Below are 17,197 nucleotides of genomic sequence, written 5' to 3' on the forward strand. Positions count from 1 at the left end.
TAAGCCTACGGCTGATCCTTACAAATGGACGAATGAAACAGTATCGCGTATGTTGGAACGTGTGGACTATTTGGGACACACCGTGAACTTCAAGACCAAAAAACAGTCTTACAAGAGCAAAAAGAAACTTTGGAATGACCCGACGGATTGGATGATCTTTGAAAACACCCAGCCGCCGATCATCGAGGAAAGCGTATTTCTCATTGTGCAGAACATCCGCAAATCCCGCCGTCGCCCTACCAAGATGGGCGATATGGGAATGTTCTCCGGGCTTCTCTATTGCGCGGAGTGCGGCGGAAAGATGTATCAATGCAGAGCGACCCACTTTACCGAGGAACAGAAATACTTTATCTGCTCCACCTATCGCAAGGATCGGACGCTTTGCACGACACATTCCATTCGCAACGTGATCCTGCATGAAATTGTCCTGCGAAATCTCCGCGAGGCGATCCAGTATGTCAATGAGCATGAAGCCGCCTTTGTTCAGGACGCAGCAGACAGCAGCATGAGGGATCAGAGCGCAGACCTGACAAGGAAACGAGAAACGCTCTCTAAAGCAGACCAGCGGATCAGCGAGCTTGATACGATTATCTCCCACCTGTACGAAGATAATGTTGCTGGCAAGCTGACGGATGAACGCTTTATCAAGCTGTCCCATGACTATGAACAGGAACAGCGCAACTTGAAAAACATGGCAGAGGTTTTGCGGCAAGACCTGAAACAGCAGGACAAGCAACAAACCGATGTCAAGGCGTTTATATCCGTGGTTAAAAAGTACACAGACATGAAAGAGCTTGACGCCACTATTCTACGGGAGTTTATCGACCACATCGAGGTTTCCCATGCTGACAGGAAATCCAAGACGCGGGAGATCACTATCGTTTACAACTTTATCGGTGCATTTGACTTTTCACGGGCTATCGAAGAAGCCCACCATTCCAATCAAAAACAGCAAGAAACGGCATAGCCGTTTGAGCTATACCGTTTCCTGCTTCAATGTTTTCTTAATTCACCGCCCTTGAAGGCCGCCGGTTTTTGGGAAAAGGAAAGAAAAAAGCAGATGCATACAGCATCTGCTTTTTATACATGTTAGGAATGGGATCAGAAAGAGACCACGTCGTCGTTGTCCAGGTTGCCCAGCAGGTCAACGAAATAGGGGGCGACCATGTAGACATTGGTGGCGACCTTCATGATGTGGGCGTCTTCGGAGTAGATGACGCCGGAGATGAAGTCCAGCAGACGGCGTGCGACCTCGCGCTCGGTTTTGTCGAGATTCAGGACGATCATCTTCATATCCCGAAGCAGGTCTGCAATGGCGGATGCATCCTTGTAGGCGGTGGGGGACACCAGGACCACCTGAACATCAGCAACGCTGCGAATGGGCTGCACGCCTACCGGCTCTTCGTCTTGATACTCGTCTTCATATGCATAATTTTCTTCGTAATCTTCGTACAGATCGTCCTCCGGCTTGCGCCGCAGCGCGCTAAAGAATCCCATATGCAGATACCTCCTAAATTAACGCTCTCCCGCAGATAGTAGTCGCAAATGTAATAAGAGAACCCTCTCTTAGTTCATTCATGTATTTGTTACATAGTACTACAAAATGAAAACAATTTCAATCACTTTATCAAATTTCCTGGCAAGTTTTTTAAAAATGTTGAAAATTTTTGTAAGTTTTTCATGGTTTTTGGGGGCGATGTGGAAAAATGGAACCAGGTTTCCCCATACAGGTGCATACGAGGTATTCACAGGGAGCGGTATTCCTCCAGATAGCGCTGCAAGTCTTCCTCATCCTTGTCATCCAGGCCGTGTACACCCCCCAGAGCTTCGATATGGTGGGTGAGTTCGTGGGACAGGGTGGTGTAGAGTTCCTGCTGCCAGGTCTCTTCGGTCCAGTCCTCGTTTCGGGCAGATGCAAGGAAGGAACCATAGTAGAGGTGGATGGAGCGGCCCATATAGGGGTCCTGGATGTACTCTCCCATGAAGAATATGTCACCGTCAGGGAAGAGAGGGTCCGGTTTTTCCTCCTCCTGCAGGAGAATCCCCCCATTGAGCTGCTCGAAAAGGACGGGCGGAAACTGCTCTGCCATTTCGTCCAGCAGATCGGCCACCTGGTCAAAGGTATATTCCATGGGAAATCCCTCCTTTCCTGGTATTGTACAATAAGATGACCTCCGGCGCAAGAAAAAGAGAGCCGGTCCCCGGGGGACCGGCTCTCTTTGGGGGATCAGTGGGTGTACTCTGCGTATTGCAGCATATTCCGCAGCAGGTAGAGAACCCCCAGGGAAACCGGGAGGTTCACCAGCGCAGCCACCAGCAGACCTGCCAGCAGTCCGCCAGGCAGGATGGTGGCGGTCAGGAGGACCCCCAGGGCGATGCCGGGGAGGGCCATTGCGATGAGGATCACAAAGTACAGCAGGAAGACCACTGCCTTGTTGGCGCCCCGCCAGAACCGCTCCAGCACCAGCGCGCCGCTCTGGAACAGGAAGGTGTAGCTTATCCGGGCAAACACGCAGATGAGGATGCCGGCCGGAGACAGACCCAGGATGAGACCGGCGGGGACAAAGACCAGCACGGCCTCTGCCACAGCGGAGGGCAGCAGCTCCCGCAGGCACTGGAGAAGCTTGGAGAAGGGCGGCTCCGGCACCAGATAGACAAAGGGCTTGTTCAGCTCTTTGTTCAGTCGGCTCTGGCTGGAGGAGAAGAGCTGCAGGTAGAAGGAGAGGAACAGGAAGGGAAGCAGGCCTCCCTCCCGCATGAAGAAGGCAGCCACGATGAGCACCACCGCAAAAATCAGGGTGAGGGGCGGCAGAAGGAGCAGGCCGCCTCGCCGGTTCTCGATCTTGTGCTTGTAGTAGAAGGCGGAAGCACCCCAACCCTGGGTCAGACCGATGGCGCCCATGCGTACCTTGCCGGGGGCGGCTTCCAGGTTGCCCTCCTTTTTGGCGGCGATGGCAGACTGGGCCATCTCGGCGGTGCGGAGCACGTCTTCATACCAGTCCTGTTCAAAGTGGGTGAGAAGGAAGATCAGCAGAGCCAATGCCAAAACAGAGAGCAGGACCCCCGGCCACCAGGGGCCCAGCCCCAGGGCAGAGGAGAAGGCCCAGCCCAGCCAGCCGCCGATGGGGAAGAGGCAGACGGGCAGACGCACAGCGGCGCCGGTTAACCCGGCCAGCCAGCCATCCGGTGAAGTCACGGCGTTCCAGCCCAGCCAGGAGACCAGCAGGATAAAAAGAAGCAGGGTGATGGCTTTGAGGGCCTTTTTCAGGGGTTCGTTGTTGCTGGTAAAGGTGTAGATGGTCATGGCAGTGACCTGACCCAGAAAGAGGACCGCAACATAGCCGAAGAAGGCGGCCACGATGACGGAAAACGGGATCCCGTAGAGGTTTCTCATCCAGAAGTACTGATAGAAGATGAAAAATCCTAAGAACAGGACCGTGCTGATCTGGCGAAACAGGCCATAAAAGAGGATCCTGGTCCGAGAGGTGGGGGAGAGAAAGAGCAGGTTCACATCCGAGAGGGAAAAGATGCTCCCACCTCTGGAGAATCCGTTCCAGACAGTATACAGGAAGAGGAAAAGGTAGAGCCCTGTGACGATGGCCGCCAGCTCCACTAAGCTTCTGGGGGTTTGCAGGGGCTCGCTGTTCCGGTTGCCCCAGGCGGCGAAGGTGAACATGGCGATGAGGAAGAGCACATAGAGCAGCTGCGCCGGTTTATGGAACAGAGACACCAGGGTGTTTTTCAGCCGGGTGAGGACCAGATAGGTCAGGGCGCTCATACCCTCCTCCCCCCTTCCGTGATGGCGAAGAAGAGGTCCTCCAGACTCTGGGCCTGGGTCTCTTCCGGACGGTTGTGCTGGGTGGCGGCGAAGCGGCCGTTCATCATGATGTGGGTCACGTCCCAGTAGTCCTCCACGCTGTCGATCATATGGGTGGAGATGAGCAGGGAGGCTCCCAGGTCCTTTTGCTCCCGGAAGAGGGCTTTCAGTTCCTTGATGGCGTGGGGGTCCAGACCTACCATGGGCTCGTCAAAGATGAGGAGCTTGGGCCGGTGGACCAGGCCGCAGCAGATAGAGAGCTTTTGCTGCATACCCTTGGACAGATCCCGGCCCAGCTTGTCCTTTTTATCCGCCAGTTCAAATCGTTCCAGCAGCTGCTGGCCGTAGCCGTCGTCCTGGATGCGGTAGGCCCGCCGGATGAACTCCAGGTGCTCGGAGATGGTGAGCAGGTCGTAGACCGCCGGTGTCTCGGGGATGTAGGCCAGGAGAGACTTGGCCTCCCGGCTCTTGTTGTCGTGGCCGCCGATGGTGATGGTGCCCTGGAACCGGAGCAGGCCGGCGATGCACTTGATGATGGTGGATTTGCCTGCGCCGTTGGGGCCCAGGAGGATGGCGATCTCCCCGGGGTCGATGTGGAAGCTGATGTCGTCGTTGGCCAGGGTCTTGCCATAGCGTTTGGTCACGTGTTGCAGATTCAGCATAGGGTCTCCTTTTCTCTTGCGTGGGGTGGATGGTTACTTGGACGAGAGGATGCCGCTGCGGATGTTGGTGTTCCGCACGAGGCACCAGCTGACCAGTGTGAACAGAAGGGTGACGATCAGAAAGGCAGCCAGGGCTGTGCCGGGCTGGGTAGTCAGCGCCTGGGAAAAGGATGCCAGCAGACGAAGCACCGGAGCCAGGGGTTTCTGAAGAAAGTACAGGAGCCAGGGGCCGCCCACCAGCAGGGCAGGGATGGCAATGGCAGCGATGATGGTGCCCAACTTGCCCAGCCGCCAGAAGAGAGTGGTGAAGAAGAAGCCGCCGGCGAAGCAGGCCAGCATCCCCATGGTATTCAGCAGTATGGTCATGCCGTGCTGGTCCAGGGTAGCGGGGGGCTGATTGTTCAGGTAGAAGATGGAGTAAAGGTCGGTGATGAACAGTTCTTTCTGGTCCGGGATCAGGTGAAGGGCGGTGGTGAGCAGCACTTGACCCAGGAGAGCCAGGGCCAGGGCGGCCAGCAGGGCGGTGAGCAGGAGGCTCAGAAAGCTGGTCCGGCGGGAGATGCCCATCTGGACCCCCAGGCGCAGCACCTGCCGGGGGAGGATGAGCCCGGAGATCAGCAGGAAAATGGCGCAGCCCAGGCTGTAGCCGGAGTAATAGGTGGGCAGGTTCCTGGAGATGACCAGAGCCAAGAAGGAGAGGATGACTACGTTGACCAGGAAAAAGGACAGGCAGCTGATGGCGTAGTCCCGCAGCTGATAGCGAAGAAGAGGTTTAAGATTCATGCGCATGGGGCAGCTCCTTTCTCTCCTGGTGGTCCTGGGCGGACTGGAGGCTGATGAAGTAATCTTGCAGACGCAGGCGGCTCTTTTCCAGGCCGGGCGGAAGGGGTTCTTCCAGGGTGCCCTGGAGGGAGACGGTTTTGAGGCCGCCCAGGCTGTGGCTGGAGAGGATCTCTTTCCCTTCGGTGTATTGGTCCACCAGTTTTTCGGGGCCGGAGAGGGAGAAAGCGGTGGCGGTCAGCTCCTCAGTGGGGGCATTTTTCAGGACCGTGCCTTTCCGCAGAATGATGGTATGGTCCACCAGGGTCTCGGCTTCGTCGATCAGGTGGGTGGACAGCAGAATGGTGGTGGTGCCCAGGGCGAATTTCTCCACCAGCAGCCGGTAGAAGAGATCCCGGTGCTGGGCGTCCAGGCCCAGGACGGGTTCGTCCAGCAGAAGGTAAGGGGTGTTGGCGCTGAGCCCCAGCACCAGGCGGAAGATGGAAGTGTAGCCGGTGGAAAGGGCGGAGATCTTCTTTTTCAGGGGGAGTTCAAATTTCTCCGCCAGAGCTTCGGCGTACGTCCGGTCAAAGGCGGGATAAAAGTAGGCCATCACATCCAGGGCGCGCTTCACCTTCATCTCTTCGGGGAAGAGGTTATGTTCGCTCACCATAAAGAGCTTTCCCAGGGCGGCGTCGTTGTTTCGTACCGGCATGCCGTCCACCAGGATCTCACCGCTGTCCGGCCGCTGCCGGTCGGTGAGGATGCTGAGCAGGGTGGTTTTTCCTGCACCGTTGTTGCCCAGGAGGCCGTAGATGTGGCCTTCCTCCAGGGTGAGAGAGACCCTGTCAAGGGCACGGGTTTTTCCAAAGGTTTTGGAGACAGAACGAATTTCAATGGACATCTTGTGATCCCCTCCTGATAAGTTCGGTGAGCTGCTGGGGAGACAAACCGAGGTTTTGGGCTTCCCGGAGCATGGGAAGGATATAATCTTGATAGAACAGTTCGGAGCGCTGCTTTCTCAGGGTTTCCTGTGCGCCCCGGGCCACGAACATACCGATCCCTCTCTTCTTATAGAGGAGACCGGCGTTCACCAGCTGGTTGATGCCTTTGAGGGCAGTGGCCGGGTTGATTTTATAGGCGGCGGCAAACTCGGTGATGGACGGAACCTGGGTTTCTTCCGGATAGGCGCCGGAGAGGATGCCGGCTTCCAGCTGCTCTGCCAGCTGGAGAAAGATGGGTTTTTCGCCTTGGAATGGCATGGGGTTCCCCCTTTCTTCTATAGTTAGTTAGTCAAGTAATTAACCGTAGGACCAATATACCATCGAGAAAGGGGGATGTCAAGCGAGGGCCTTCCTTTTGTGGAAAAGGGAGAGATTGACAAGAAGGCTGGGATGGGGTAAAGTTTTTTTCGTGATCTTTGGAAAAAGAGGGCGGGAGAGGTCCCCCGCAGGAAAGAACAGGAGGATAGAATGCATCAGGATTTGAGCCAGCTGAAGGAAAAGTTCATTCATGATTTGTTTGTCTCCGAGGGGTTGGGGGCTGTGATCGACGAGGCCTCTTACGGCTACGCCCGGTGCTCCATGGAGATCGAGCCCCGCCACTGTAACGCGCTGGGGATTCCCATGGGGGGGACGGTTTTCACCCTGGCGGACTTCGCTTTTGCGGTGGCCTCCAACCAGGAGGGACGGGACGTGGTGACCCAGGCCTCTCAGATCACCTTCTTGAAGTCGGCCCGGGGAAAGCATCTCACCGCCACCGCCCGGCAGGTCAAGGACGGCAAGCGGGTCTGTTTCTACGAGGTCAAGGTGGAGGACGAGCTGGGGACCGAAGTGGCCTTCGTCACCGTCAACGGCTATGTGGTCCGGGACCGCAAGGCGGAGTGACCGGCGGAAAGCGAGGATTTTTTCTACAGAAAGGAAAGAAATCTGTCAAAAAACCGGAAATACCGTTGACATTTTGGAAAAGAATGATACCATGATAACGCAAAGCATGATAGAGGTGCGTAGGTCAAGAGTACGCCGTCCCAAAACCCCAGGCAGGGGGAGGGCGGAAAGGGGCCGTCGCCGAGGTTTCTCTGCTCCGCCTGGGGGTGGGAAGCCGGGCTGTGGGATAAGATCCCTCAGACTGCCGCCCCCTGTGGGGGCGGAGCGCTGTCGTGGGTTCATGGGATGAAGTCATGGCGGTGCCATGGCTTTATTTTTTTGACAGGAGAGAGAGAACCATGAGAAAGAAACTTCGGCGTCTGCTCCCGCTGCTGGCTTTGCTGGTGGTGCTGGGAGCCGCCCTGTCCACCACGGCCTTTGCAGCGGGGAACCCCATGGACGAGCCCGGCAGCAAGATGATCGAATGTGCCGACTGCGGAACCACGGGCCTCTGCATGACCTGCTACGGCCATGACTCGGCCTGCGCCGACTGCGGCGGCACCTTCCAGTGCGCTGCGTGCAACGGCACGGGCTATGTAGAGTCCCCCAGCCATTTCTACAACACCTTCTGGGCGCTGCTGCCCCCCGTCATCGCCATTGCCCTGGCGCTCATTACCAAGGAGGTCTATTCCTCCCTGTTCATTGGTATCCTGGTGGGCGGTCTGCTGTACTCCAACTTCCAGTTCGAGGGCACCGTTCTCCATGTGTTCACAGAGGGCATCGTCCCCTCCGTGGCCAACAGCTACAACATGGGCATCATCATCTTCCTGGTGATCCTGGGCGCCATGGTGTGCCTCATGAACCGGGCAGGCGGCTCGGCGGCCTTTGGCCGGTGGGCCCAGACCCACATCAAGTCCCGGGTGGGCGCCCAGCTGGCCACCATCATCCTGGGCTGCCTCATCTTCATTGACGACTACTTCAACTGCCTGACCGTGGGCAGTGTCATGCGCCCGGTCACCGACAAGCACAACATCTCCCGTGCTAAGCTGTCCTACCTCATCGACTCCACCGCCGCCCCCATCTGCATCATCGCCCCCATCTCTTCCTGGGCTGCTGCTGTGGCCGGCTTTGCGGAAGACGGTCAGGGCCTGAACCTGTTCATCCGGGCCATTCCCTTTAACTTCTATGCCCTGCTGACCATCCTCACCATGGTGGGCATTGCGATTTTGAAGATCGACTACGGCCCCATGGCCAAGCACGAGCGCAACGCCATGGAAAACGGCGACCTCTTCTCCGGCAAGAACCCCTACGCCATGATGGAGGAAGAGGTGGAAGAGGGCCGCGGCCGGGTCATTGACCTGGTGCTGCCCATCCTGGTGCTGGTGGTGTGCTGCGTCATCGGCATGATCTACTCCGGCGGCTTCTTTGAAGGGGCCAGCTTTGTGGAAGCCTTCTCCGGCTCCGACGCCTCCGTGGGTCTGATGCTGGGTTCTGCCTTTGCTCTGGTGTTCACCTTCATCTTCTACATGATCCGCCGCTCCATGACCTTTGGCTCCATGATGTCCTGCATCCCCGAGGGCTTCAAGGCCATGGTGCCCGCCATCCTGATCCTCACCTTTGCCTGGAGCCTGAAGGCCATGACCGACTCTCTGGGCGCCAAGTACTTTGTCCGCGACTTTGTGTACAGCAACGCAGAAAACGTGCAGATGTTCCTGCCTGCCATCGTGTTCATCATCGGCTGCCTGCTGGCCTTTGCTACCGGCACCAGCTGGGGCACCTTCGGTATGCTCATCCCCATCGTGCAGAGTGTCTTCCCCATGGATAACCCTCTGTCCATCGTCTGCATTTCCGCCTGCATGGCCGGCGCAGTCTGCGGCGACCACTGCTCCCCCATTTCCGATACCACCATCATGGCCTCTGCGGGTGCCCAGTGTGACCACGTGAACCACGTGTCCACCCAGCTGCCCTATGCCATCACCGTGGCGTCGGTAAGCTTTGTGAGCTATGTGATCGCCGGCTTTGTCCCCAAGGCTTACATCGCCCTGCCCATCGCTCTGGTGCTGATGGTGGCCACCCTGTTTGTGATCCACACCATTCAGAAGAAGCGGGTTACGGCGTAATCCGGATCCCTCGTCATACAAACGAAACACAGGCCCATCCCGGGTTCCCGGGATGGGCCTGTTTCTTTAGGGTTTGGGCTCTTTACGGAAGAGTTCCCGTAAGCCTACACAGAGCAGGAAAAGCCCAAAGAGCTTTTGCAGCAGATGGGTGTCCAACCCGTTGGAAACCCAGGCGGTGAGGGCGGCGGCCGTCAACCCGGCGATCACCGCCGGGAGGATGGTGTGTTTCTCCAGCAAGCCGTTTTTTCGGTGGGATGGCAGGGCAGCGGCTGCGGCGGGGAGGAAGTAGAGCAGGTTGATCCCCTGGGCCTGGTGCTGAGGGACCCCGGCGAAGGCGGTGAGGTAAATAAGCAGCAGGGAACCGCCGCCGATGCCAAAGGCGGAGAGAATCCCGGTTGCAGTACCTGCCAGAAAGGGAACCAGGAAGCTCATCGGGTGAGAGCGCTCCAGGCGCCGTAGAGGATGAGCAGGGCAAAGGCCCGTTTCAGCCACAGCACCGGCACTTTCTGAAAGAGTTTCCCGCCGATAAGGCCCCCCACCAGGCCTCCGGCGAGATAGGGCAGGGCCTGTCTCAGGTCCAGGTTGCCCCGGGCAAAGTAGATCCCGGCAGATAGGACGCACAGGGGCAGGATGATGGCCACAGAGTTGGCAAAGGCCTGCCGCCGGGAGAGGCCGCAGCAGGCCATGAGTAGGGGGACCAGCACCATCCCGCCACCGCCGCCGAAGAACCCGTTAATGAGTCCCGCGGCGGCGCCTGCTGCGGCAGCCGGGACCCAGGCTGGTTTGGATCGTTTCAAAAAACCGCCCTCCTCTGGCGTCAGTTTTGCCAGGGAGGGCGGTTTTTATTCTGCGATCAGGTCCTGGATCACCGCTCCGGCCAAAAGGAAGCCGGCCACAGGGGGGACCCAGGGGGCGCTGGCAGGGACGGAACGCCGCCCGGGAGGCGGCGCCTCCCGCTGGTCGGTGGGGGCGGGGAGCTCCGGGGAAAAGACCACCTTGTGGTGGAGGATGCCCCGCTGCTTGAGCTCCTTGCGGATGATGCGGGCCAGGGGACAGCCGTGGGTCTTGGAGATGTCCGCCACCTGGAACTGGGAGGGGTCCAGTTTGTTGCCGGTTCCCATGCAGGAGATCATGGGGATGGAGAAGCGGCGGGCGGTTTCAATGAGGTCCAGCTTGCAGGAGACCAGATCAATGGCGTCCACAATGTAGTGGTACCCGGCGGGGAAGAACTGGTCCCGGGAGGCGGCCTCGTACTTTATGGGGAGCAGGTGAAGGGTGCAGTTGGGGTTAATATCCCAAATGCGCTGGGCCATGGCCTGGGTCTTCTCCTGGCCCAGGGTGGAGTGGAGGGCCTCGGCCTGCCGGTTCAGGTTGGTGAGGCCCACCTGGTCGTTGTCCACCAGGGTGAGGGTACCCACCCCGGCCCGGGCCAGGGCCTCGGCGCACCAGCTGCCTACACCGCCCAGACCAAAGACTGCCACGTGGGCTTTTGCCAGGGTGTCCATGGCGGCGGCGCCCAGCAGCATTTCCGTGCGGAGAAACTGTTCATGAGATGACATAGGAAAATCCTCCTGAAAGAATCCCCGGGAGGCGTTGTGCCTCCCGGGGGAATGAAACGACATAGGGATGGAGTTTACATGGTGGGGATCTTCTTGGCAGCGTCGGTGAGAGAAGCGGGATAGTTGGGTTCCACTTCCTCGTACCAGGCGTTATAGTCGTCAGAGCGCAGGCTGCTGGCGGCCTGATACTTCCAGCGGATCTCGCCCATGTCTCCGGCCAGGAGGATCTGATAGCCCACTACGTTGCCATTGGTGTCGGTGTACTCCACTACGGTGGTGTCTCCTGCCTTACGGCCGGTCTCAAAGAGCCACTGGGAGGAATTGGCGGGGAGGGTGTCCCGGTTGGCCTTCTCGTAGAGGCCGCCGTTTGCCTTGGAGGCCTCGTCGGCGCTGTTCTCCTTGGCCAGGGCGGCGAAGGAGTCTGCGGTGGCGTCGCCGGCCTTCCACTCTTCCAGCAGGGCCTCGGCCTTCTCCTTGGCGGCAGCCAGCTGCTCCTCAGAGGCAACGGCGTTGCCGTCGGCGTTTTCGGTGGTCTCGGCCATGATCAGGATGTTGCGGTAATCCATGGTCTGGTAGGAGTTTTCGCCCTTGTCGCGGCCCAGGAACTGCACCACATAGTAGCCGTTGGAGCCCTCGATGGAGGTGATGTCTCCTGCCCGGCGGCCGGCCTCAGTCATCCAGGACTTGATGGTGGAGTCCAGGTTCTTGCCCAGGACGTCTTTGCTGTGCTGGTAGTCGGGGTCGTTCTTGTAGGACTCAGCGGTGGTCTCGTCCACGAAGGAGGCAGCGGCGGTGTTGAAGGCGGTGCCGCCCTTCACCTGGGCGATCATCTGGTTGGCCTTCTGAGAAGCCTCTTCCATGGCGGCCTTGGTCTCTTCCTCGGTGGGCTCCACGGGGTTGCCGCTGTCGTCGGTCTTCTGCTCGGTCTGGGCGCTGATGGGGCAGAGGCGGTACTCATAGGAGTCCAGGTCAGCGGCGTGCTCATTGTAGTAGGTCTGGAGTTCCTCGTCGGAGTAAGTAAAGGACTCTGCCTTCACCTTGGCATACTCATCGGCCAGGACGGACTGGGTGAGGATATCCTTAAAGAGGGACTTGGTCATAAAGCGGCCGTAGGCCATTTTCAGGTAGGCGTCCTCGGAGCCGGCCTGGATGCTGGCGATCTTCAGTGCGTTCAGGTTGTCCTGCACGGTCTTCTGGCCCTCTTCGGAGAGGGTGTAGGAAGCGGCTTCCGCCTCTTTGCAGAGGATGGTGGTGCGCTGGAGATTGCTCAGGGCAGTTTCCAGGAAGTAGTCGGCGTAGGTCTTGCCCTCTTCCTGGTTGTACATCTGCTCAGAGGGAGAGCGGGAGGGGTCATATCCGCTGTCCATGCCGTACTGGGCATAGAGCTGGGCGTTCTGAATGGTCTGGTTGGCCACGGAGTGGTAGTAGTAAGAGAGTTCAGACACACTGTATTCATTGTCGCCCACGGTAGCGGCGGTGGAGTATTTAAACCAGATGCCGGAGTTCCAGACGATGAGCGCTGCGGCGATCACCACGGCGATGACGCCAATGACCCAATAGAGCTTATGTTTGCTGCTCATGGGCTCGCTTTTACGATAAGAGTTTCCCATATTGCTTACGATTTCCTCCTTGTTCTTTGGATACGAAGAGTTTACAAGCAATCATTATACTAAAGAAGGGGGAATTTTGCAAGGGAAAAAGCAGATCCGGGGGGGGAGGAAAGGAGAAGGAACGAGAGGGAGAAAGTTCTGGTCCAGATCGAAGGAGAGGAATTGAAATCCGACGATAAATCAGATATAATGACAGCATTGAAACGACGTGAGAAAGGGTGTCAGCCTATGAAAAATGTCATCACTGTGCAGAACATGCGGGCCAGCGACGCGCACACCATTGCGCAGTATGTGCCCAGCAAGGAACTGATGCAGCGGGCGGCGCTGGCGGTTTACCGCAGCGTGACCTGGAAAGGAAAAATCGCGATCCTCACCGGCGGAGGAAACAACGGCGGCGACGGGTATGCCCTGGCGTGCATTCTGGCCGACCATGGGATTCCATGTTGCGTGTACCGGGTCTCGGATAAGTTCTCTGAGGACGGCCGGTACTACCATGACATGGCGATCATCAAAGGGGTAGAGATGCGGCGGTTTGAGCCGGAGGATACCCTGGATGAGTATGACATTCTGGTGGACTGCATGTTGGGGACGGGATTTTATGGACAGGTACGGGGGCGGTACCGTCCTGCCATTGAGGCGATCAACAAGTCCCCGGCCTATGTGGTCTGCGTGGACATCAACAGCGGCATGAACGGAGACACCGGCAAGGCAGAGCTGGCGGTGAAGTCCAGCCTCACTGTGGCCATCGGCTACCTGAAGGTGGGTATGTTCCTGGGGGATTCCCTGTGGTACATCGGAAAGATCACCGTGGCAGACATCGGCATCCGTCTCGTGCGGCAGAACTACTTCCTGGCGGCGGTGGAGGAGATCGTCTTCCCCAACAGCGGGCTCAGCCTGCTGGGCGACCGGGTGGAGCTGCTCACTCCCGGTGAGATCGAGCAGATGGTCTGGGGACAGCAGACCATCCCTGAGGCGGCGCAGACGGTGGCGCTGAAGAACAAGATGATCGTCCGGGTCCTAGGCAAGCACTCTCTGGTGACCGACGGCTACCGGACCTACTTCATTGAGGAAGGCAAGTTCCCCGAGGAGATCACGGTGACCTACAGCAAGTGACCCTTTCATTTCTCCGGTAAGTCCGGATCAAAGAAACTGGATGTTTCCATCCCCCCGGTTTCGGAAGAAACCGGGGGGATCTTCTGTTTATACCGGGGCATGCATCGAAAATGGATGGGATGCATCCCATCCAGAATATGCATCCGGGATGGTATATTCCCTGTATATCCCCTTATAAGGAAGAGAGGGTACGGGATTCGGCAAAAAAAGAAGGCCGGAGCAAAGGCTCCGGCCTCGATCATAGCAGGCGGAAGAGAGGCAGCCTCAGCGGGCGTCCTCCACGGGCATCTCAGGGGCCTCCGGCTCATTGGGCTCCACAGGGTCCACAGGCATGGTCATGCTGCAATCGCTGCAAACGTCCTCAGAGGTGGCGCTGCCGCAGGCCACGTAGGCCTCTCCTTCGGTGGCGGTGGCGCCGAAGACCACAGGGACGGCGACGCAGATGTCCTGGCTGATGGTAAAGGAGCAGCTGCCGTTTTTGGTGCCCTCGCAGACCACCCGGCCGGGGGTGACCACGGCGTCACCGCAGCACTTGGTGATGGTGGCCCCGGTCCGGGCGAAGGGGGTCACGGTGATGGGCACACAAATGGAGGCGGACTGATAGCCCACAGAGGGACAGGTCTGATCTTCTGCCGGTTGGATGGTTTGATCAAGCATACGAAAGAATCTCCTTTTTTCTGTTTGGAACGAAATCCCGTCCCGCTTTACTCTATGCAGGCGGCGGAAAAAACGTGACAACAAGCCCGGCAGCGGGAGAAAAAATCTGTGGTGTCATTTTCCTGAGGAAATGTGAGTTTATTACATACAGGGCCTGTGGTTTTTGGTATGCTCAGGTCCCCGGGGCGGCACAGGCCGTGCTCCGGAGAGATCAAGGATTGCGGAGGTTAGCATGGGAGCGAAGCGATATGCACAGGTACAGCAGAGACGATGCGTGTCCTGCGGGACCTGTACCAAGGAATGTCCCCGAGACGCGGTGAAGGTGATCCACGGATGCTACGCGTTTGTGGATACAGAGCGCTGCATTGGGTGCAGAAAGTGCGCCAGGGTCTGCCCGGTGGACTGTATTCTGATTTTGGAGCGAGGTGAGCAGGGATGAAGAAGAAACACTGGTACGATTACTTATGGATCTGGTCCATCGTCTACTTTGCCCTGGGCTTCTTTAACATTCTGTTTGCCTGGCTGGGGCTCGTTGACTTTTTCCTGCCGATCCTGCTGGCAGTGTTTGGCGGCAACAAGTTTTTCTGCAACAACCTCTGTGGCCGGGGGCAGCTGTTTATGCTCCTGGGAGGCAAGAAGAAGTGTTCCCGGGGGAAACCCACCCCCAAGTGGATGGGCTCCACCTGGTTCCGGTATGGCTTTTTGATCTTCTTCCTGGCCATGTTCCTGAACATGCTATTCCAGACCTATCTGGTGGCAGCCGGGGCGGAGTCTCTGAAAGAGGCCATCAAGCTCTTCTGGACCTTCCGGGTGCCCTGGGGCTGGACCTACAGTGTGGGTTGGGTCCCCGATTGGGTGGCGCAGTTCAGCTTTGGGTTCTACAGCGTGATGCTCACCTCCCTGCTGTTGGGCCTCATTGTCATGGTGCTGTATAAGCCCCGTTCCTGGTGTGCCTTCTGTCCTATGGGTACCATGACCCAGGGGATCTGCAAGGTGCGCCACCGTGCCCTGAACGGGAAGGAGAACCAGGGGTAAGAAAGAAGCGCTATCAGACAGAACGAAACAAGCGGCCTCGGAACGGATTTTCCGTTCCGAGGCCGCTTTTGTGTAGTTACAGATCAAGAAGACATAGGTCAGGCGGGTTCCTCTGGGAAGTTTCCGGTGTAGAGCCGGTAGTAGGTTCCCTTTTTTTCCATCAGTTCCTGGTGGGTCCCCCGCTCGATGATCCGTCCCTGCTCCATGACCATGATGCAGTCGGCGTTGCGGACGGTGGACAGCCGGTGGGCGATGACGAAGGTGGTGCGCCCGGTCATGAGGGCGTCCATCCCGTCCTGCACCAGCTTTTCCGTGCGGGTATCGATGGAGGAGGTGGCCTCGTCCAGGATGAGCACCGGCGGGTCGGCTACGGCCGCCCGGGCAATGGCCAGCAGCTGGCGCTGGCCCTGGCTCAGGTTGGCGCCGTCGCCGGTGAGCATGGTCTGGTAGCCCTCCGGCAGGCGGCGGATGAAGCCGTCGGCGTTGGCCAGCTGGGCTGCGGCGATGCACTCATTGTCGCTGGCGGAGAGGTTGCCGTAGCGGATGTTGTCCATGACGGTGCCGGTGAAGAGGTGGGTGTCCTGGAGGACGATACCCATGGACCGGCGAAGGTCCGGCTTTTTGATCTTATTGATGTTGATGCCGTCGTACCGGATCTTGCCATCGGCAATGTCGTAGAATCGGTTGATCAGGTTGGTGATGGTGGTTTTGCCTGCGCCGGTGGCGCCTACAAAAGCGATCTTCTGCCCGGGTTTGGCCCAGAGGCTGATGTTGTGGAGGACCAGCTTGTTTTCCTCGTAGCCAAAGTCTACGTTATCCAGCACCACACCCCCCTGCAGGCGGGTGTAGGTGGTGGTGCCGTCTGCTTTGTGGTAGTGCTTCCAGGCCCAGACGTTGGTCCGCTCCTGGGTCTCCGCCAGCTGACCGGTGCGGTCTTCCTTGGCGTTCACCAGCTCCACATAGCCGTTGTCCTCTTCGGGGGGCTGGTCCATGAGGTCGAAGACACGCTGGGCCCCGGCTGCGGCGGTGACCACGAAGTTGACCTGAATGCTCACCTGGGTGATGGGCTGGGTGAAGCTCTTATTCAGGCCCAGGAAGGTGATGACCGTGCCCAGAGTGATGCCGGCCAGACCGTGGATGCCCAGGACGGCTCCTACGATGGCCACCAGCACATAGCTCAGCCAGCCAATGTTGGCGTTCACAGGCATGAGCAGGTTGGCGTAGCGGTTGGCCTTGTCTGCGCTGTCTCGAAGGGCTTCGTTGACCCGGCGGAAGTCAGCTTTGGCAGCCTCTTCGTGGCAGAATACTTTAATGACCTTTTGTCCATCCATCATCTCTTCGATGAAACCGTCCACAATGCCCAGGTTTTTCTGCTGCTGGATGTAGTAGCGGCCGGAGCGCTTGGAAAACGTGGAGGTGACCAGGAGCATGGCGGCGGCGGTGAGCACCGAGATCACCGTGAGGGCGGGGTTCAGCACCAGCATGGTGATGAGGGTGGCGACCATGGTGATGGCAGCGTTGATGATCTGCGGGATGCTCTGGCTCAGCAGCTGACGGAGGGTGTCCACGTCGTTGGTGTAGACCGACATGATGTCTCCGTGGGGGTGGGTGTCAAAATACTGGATGGGGAGGGACTCCATCTTGTGAAAGAGTTCGTCCCGGAGGTTCCGCATGGTGCCCTGGCTGATGGTGACCATGATACGGGTGTAGGCAAAGGCAGCCAGCACACCCACGGCCAGCAGACAGACCAGGCGGATCAGGTCTCTGGCCAGACCGCTGAAGTCCCGGGACCCGCTGGCGATCATGGGGAGGATATAGTCATCCACCAGGGTCTGGGGAAAGGTGGCAGCTACCACAGTGGCCACAGCGGAAATCAGAATACAGAGGATGACCAGAAGAAACAGAGAGCGGTAGGAACCCAGCATATAACGGAGCACACGGCTGAGCACCGCCAGAGATGAGGGCTTGCGGGATGATTTTGTCATAGAGAGAGGGCCTCC

At 58.3% G+C, this 17,197-nt stretch carries 19 protein-coding genes and 1 riboswitch; of the genes, 6 read left to right on the forward strand and 13 right to left on the reverse strand.

The window, feature by feature from the left end; all coding sequences use genetic code 11:
• On the forward strand, nucleotides 1-967 hold a 967-nt coding region (locus tag SOR61_RS02855), incomplete at its 5' end, for a DUF4368 domain-containing protein (RefSeq protein ID WP_320611187.1).
• A gap of 134 nt (nucleotides 968-1,101) precedes the next feature.
• Here the strand turns inward: SOR61_RS02855 and SOR61_RS02860 are convergent.
• From SOR61_RS02860 to SOR61_RS02890, 7 genes are all read right to left on the reverse strand, one after another.
• The gene (locus SOR61_RS02860) at nucleotides 1,102-1,497 is read right to left on the reverse strand and encodes a cell division protein SepF (protein ID WP_320611188.1); all 396 of its coding nucleotides are present in this window, start codon (nucleotides 1,495-1,497) and stop codon (nucleotides 1,102-1,104) included.
• Nucleotides 1,498-1,745: 248 nt separating this feature from the next.
• Nucleotides 1,746-2,132 (reverse strand): metallopeptidase family protein, encoded by a 387-nt coding sequence (locus SOR61_RS02865; protein ID WP_320611189.1) that lies wholly within the window; start codon nucleotides 2,130-2,132, stop codon nucleotides 1,746-1,748.
• Between the two features lie 95 nt (nucleotides 2,133-2,227).
• Nucleotides 2,228-3,778: a putative ABC exporter domain-containing protein gene (locus tag SOR61_RS02870; protein WP_320611190.1), complete on the reverse strand. Its 1,551-nt coding sequence runs from the start codon at nucleotides 3,776-3,778 to the stop codon at nucleotides 2,228-2,230.
• Complete coding sequence (locus SOR61_RS02875) at nucleotides 3,775-4,479, reverse strand: ABC transporter ATP-binding protein (protein WP_320611191.1); 705 nt, start codon at nucleotides 4,477-4,479, stop codon at nucleotides 3,775-3,777. Before SOR61_RS02875 ends, SOR61_RS02870 begins: the two co-directional genes overlap by 4 nt.
• A gap of 33 nt (nucleotides 4,480-4,512) precedes the next feature.
• Entirely contained in the window at nucleotides 4,513-5,262 is a 750-nt protein-coding gene (locus SOR61_RS02880) for a hypothetical protein (RefSeq protein ID WP_320611192.1), read from the reverse strand.
• Nucleotides 5,252-6,142: an ABC transporter ATP-binding protein gene (locus SOR61_RS02885; protein WP_320611193.1), complete on the reverse strand. Its 891-nt coding sequence runs from the start codon at nucleotides 6,140-6,142 to the stop codon at nucleotides 5,252-5,254. The genes SOR61_RS02880 and SOR61_RS02885 overlap by 11 nt, the downstream gene beginning before the upstream one ends.
• Nucleotides 6,132-6,500 carry a GntR family transcriptional regulator gene (locus SOR61_RS02890; RefSeq protein ID WP_320611194.1) on the reverse strand — a complete coding sequence of 123 codons (369 nt, stop codon included), beginning with the start codon at nucleotides 6,498-6,500 and terminating at the stop codon, nucleotides 6,132-6,134. Before SOR61_RS02890 ends, SOR61_RS02885 begins: the two co-directional genes overlap by 11 nt.
• 210 nt (nucleotides 6,501-6,710) lie before the next feature.
• On the opposite strand from SOR61_RS02890, the gene SOR61_RS02895 reads away from it, so the two are divergent.
• Complete coding sequence (locus SOR61_RS02895) at nucleotides 6,711-7,124, forward strand: PaaI family thioesterase (protein WP_320611195.1); 414 nt, start codon at nucleotides 6,711-6,713, stop codon at nucleotides 7,122-7,124.
• A gap of 102 nt (nucleotides 7,125-7,226) precedes the next feature.
• Nucleotides 7,227-7,402: riboswitch (Lysine riboswitch) on the forward strand.
• Nucleotides 7,403-7,462: 60 nt separating this feature from the next.
• Nucleotides 7,463-9,223, forward strand: a complete 1,761-nt coding sequence (locus tag SOR61_RS02900; RefSeq protein WP_320611196.1) for a Na+/H+ antiporter NhaC family protein — start codon at nucleotides 7,463-7,465, stop codon at nucleotides 9,221-9,223.
• A gap of 66 nt (nucleotides 9,224-9,289) precedes the next feature.
• Here the strand turns inward: SOR61_RS02900 and SOR61_RS02905 are convergent, their stop codons facing one another.
• The 4 genes from SOR61_RS02905 to SOR61_RS02920 form a co-directional block, all read right to left on the reverse strand.
• Nucleotides 9,290-9,655 carry a sulfite exporter TauE/SafE family protein gene (locus SOR61_RS02905; protein WP_320611197.1) on the reverse strand — a complete coding sequence of 122 codons (366 nt, stop codon included), beginning with the start codon at nucleotides 9,653-9,655 and terminating at the stop codon, nucleotides 9,290-9,292.
• Nucleotides 9,652-10,020: a TSUP family transporter gene (locus SOR61_RS02910; RefSeq protein WP_320611198.1), complete on the reverse strand. Its 369-nt coding sequence runs from the start codon at nucleotides 10,018-10,020 to the stop codon at nucleotides 9,652-9,654. Before SOR61_RS02910 ends, SOR61_RS02905 begins: the two co-directional genes overlap by 4 nt.
• Before the next feature lie 45 nt (nucleotides 10,021-10,065).
• The gene (locus SOR61_RS02915; protein WP_320611199.1) at nucleotides 10,066-10,782 is read right to left on the reverse strand and encodes a tRNA threonylcarbamoyladenosine dehydratase; all 717 of its coding nucleotides are present in this window, start codon (nucleotides 10,780-10,782) and stop codon (nucleotides 10,066-10,068) included.
• A gap of 74 nt (nucleotides 10,783-10,856) precedes the next feature.
• On the reverse strand, nucleotides 10,857-12,392 hold the full coding sequence (locus SOR61_RS02920) for a peptidylprolyl isomerase (protein ID WP_320611200.1): 1,536 nt from the start codon (nucleotides 12,390-12,392) through the stop codon (nucleotides 10,857-10,859).
• 228 nt (nucleotides 12,393-12,620) lie between these two features.
• Here SOR61_RS02920 and SOR61_RS02925 point away from each other — a divergent pair, with 228 nt between their 5' ends.
• Nucleotides 12,621-13,505: an NAD(P)H-hydrate epimerase gene (locus SOR61_RS02925; protein ID WP_320611201.1), complete on the forward strand. Its 885-nt coding sequence runs from the start codon at nucleotides 12,621-12,623 to the stop codon at nucleotides 13,503-13,505.
• A gap of 264 nt (nucleotides 13,506-13,769) precedes the next feature.
• Here the strand turns inward: SOR61_RS02925 and SOR61_RS02930 are convergent, their stop codons facing one another.
• Entirely contained in the window at nucleotides 13,770-14,162 is a 393-nt protein-coding gene (locus tag SOR61_RS02930) for a hypothetical protein (RefSeq protein ID WP_320611202.1), read from the reverse strand.
• A 232-nt stretch (nucleotides 14,163-14,394) separates the two neighbouring features.
• On the opposite strand from SOR61_RS02930, the gene SOR61_RS02935 reads away from it, so the two are divergent.
• The gene (locus tag SOR61_RS02935) at nucleotides 14,395-14,601 is read left to right on the forward strand and encodes a 4Fe-4S binding protein (RefSeq protein WP_320611203.1); all 207 of its coding nucleotides are present in this window, start codon (nucleotides 14,395-14,397) and stop codon (nucleotides 14,599-14,601) included.
• Nucleotides 14,598-15,197, forward strand: a complete 600-nt coding sequence (locus tag SOR61_RS02940; protein WP_320611204.1) for a 4Fe-4S binding protein — start codon at nucleotides 14,598-14,600, stop codon at nucleotides 15,195-15,197. Before SOR61_RS02935 ends, SOR61_RS02940 begins: the two co-directional genes overlap by 4 nt.
• 98 nt (nucleotides 15,198-15,295) lie before the next feature.
• On the opposite strand, the gene SOR61_RS02945 is transcribed toward SOR61_RS02940, so the two are convergent.
• Nucleotides 15,296-17,182 carry an ABC transporter ATP-binding protein gene (locus SOR61_RS02945; RefSeq protein WP_320611205.1) on the reverse strand — a complete coding sequence of 629 codons (1,887 nt, stop codon included), beginning with the start codon at nucleotides 17,180-17,182 and terminating at the stop codon, nucleotides 15,296-15,298.
• Between the last annotated feature and the right edge of the window lie 15 nt (nucleotides 17,183-17,197).

This window comes from Evtepia sp. (assembly GCF_034090835.1).
Taxonomy (GTDB): Bacteria; Bacillota; Clostridia; order Oscillospirales; family Oscillospiraceae; genus Evtepia.

Excerpts from the sequence above, each read along its gene's own strand:
- SOR61_RS02860 (WP_320611188.1), bottom strand. The coding sequence starts at position 1,497 with ATGGGATTCTTTAGCGCGCTGCGGCGCAAGCCGGAGGACGATCTGTAC.
- SOR61_RS02865 (WP_320611189.1), bottom strand. The coding sequence starts at position 2,132 with ATGGAATATACCTTTGACCAGGTGGCCGATCTGCTGGACGAAATGGCA.
- SOR61_RS02870 (WP_320611190.1), bottom strand. The coding sequence starts at position 3,778 with ATGAGCGCCCTGACCTATCTGGTCCTCACCCGGCTGAAAAACACCCTG.
- SOR61_RS02875 (WP_320611191.1), bottom strand. The coding sequence starts at position 4,479 with ATGCTGAATCTGCAACACGTGACCAAACGCTATGGCAAGACCCTGGCC.
- SOR61_RS02880 (WP_320611192.1), bottom strand. The coding sequence starts at position 5,262 with ATGAATCTTAAACCTCTTCTTCGCTATCAGCTGCGGGACTACGCCATC.
- SOR61_RS02885 (WP_320611193.1), bottom strand. The coding sequence starts at position 6,142 with ATGTCCATTGAAATTCGTTCTGTCTCCAAAACCTTTGGAAAAACCCGT.
- SOR61_RS02890 (WP_320611194.1), bottom strand. The coding sequence starts at position 6,500 with ATGCCATTCCAAGGCGAAAAACCCATCTTTCTCCAGCTGGCAGAGCAG.
- SOR61_RS02895 (WP_320611195.1), top strand. The coding sequence starts at position 6,711 with ATGCATCAGGATTTGAGCCAGCTGAAGGAAAAGTTCATTCATGATTTG.
- SOR61_RS02900 (WP_320611196.1), top strand. The coding sequence starts at position 7,463 with ATGAGAAAGAAACTTCGGCGTCTGCTCCCGCTGCTGGCTTTGCTGGTG.
- SOR61_RS02905 (WP_320611197.1), bottom strand. The coding sequence starts at position 9,655 with ATGAGCTTCCTGGTTCCCTTTCTGGCAGGTACTGCAACCGGGATTCTC.
- SOR61_RS02915 (WP_320611199.1), bottom strand. The coding sequence starts at position 10,782 with ATGTCATCTCATGAACAGTTTCTCCGCACGGAAATGCTGCTGGGCGCC.
- SOR61_RS02920 (WP_320611200.1), bottom strand. The coding sequence starts at position 12,392 with ATGGGAAACTCTTATCGTAAAAGCGAGCCCATGAGCAGCAAACATAAG.
- SOR61_RS02925 (WP_320611201.1), top strand. The coding sequence starts at position 12,621 with ATGAAAAATGTCATCACTGTGCAGAACATGCGGGCCAGCGACGCGCAC.
- SOR61_RS02930 (WP_320611202.1), bottom strand. The coding sequence starts at position 14,162 with ATGCTTGATCAAACCATCCAACCGGCAGAAGATCAGACCTGTCCCTCT.
- SOR61_RS02935 (WP_320611203.1), top strand. The coding sequence starts at position 14,395 with ATGGGAGCGAAGCGATATGCACAGGTACAGCAGAGACGATGCGTGTCC.
- SOR61_RS02940 (WP_320611204.1), top strand. The coding sequence starts at position 14,598 with ATGAAGAAGAAACACTGGTACGATTACTTATGGATCTGGTCCATCGTC.
- SOR61_RS02945 (WP_320611205.1), bottom strand. The coding sequence starts at position 17,182 with ATGACAAAATCATCCCGCAAGCCCTCATCTCTGGCGGTGCTCAGCCGT.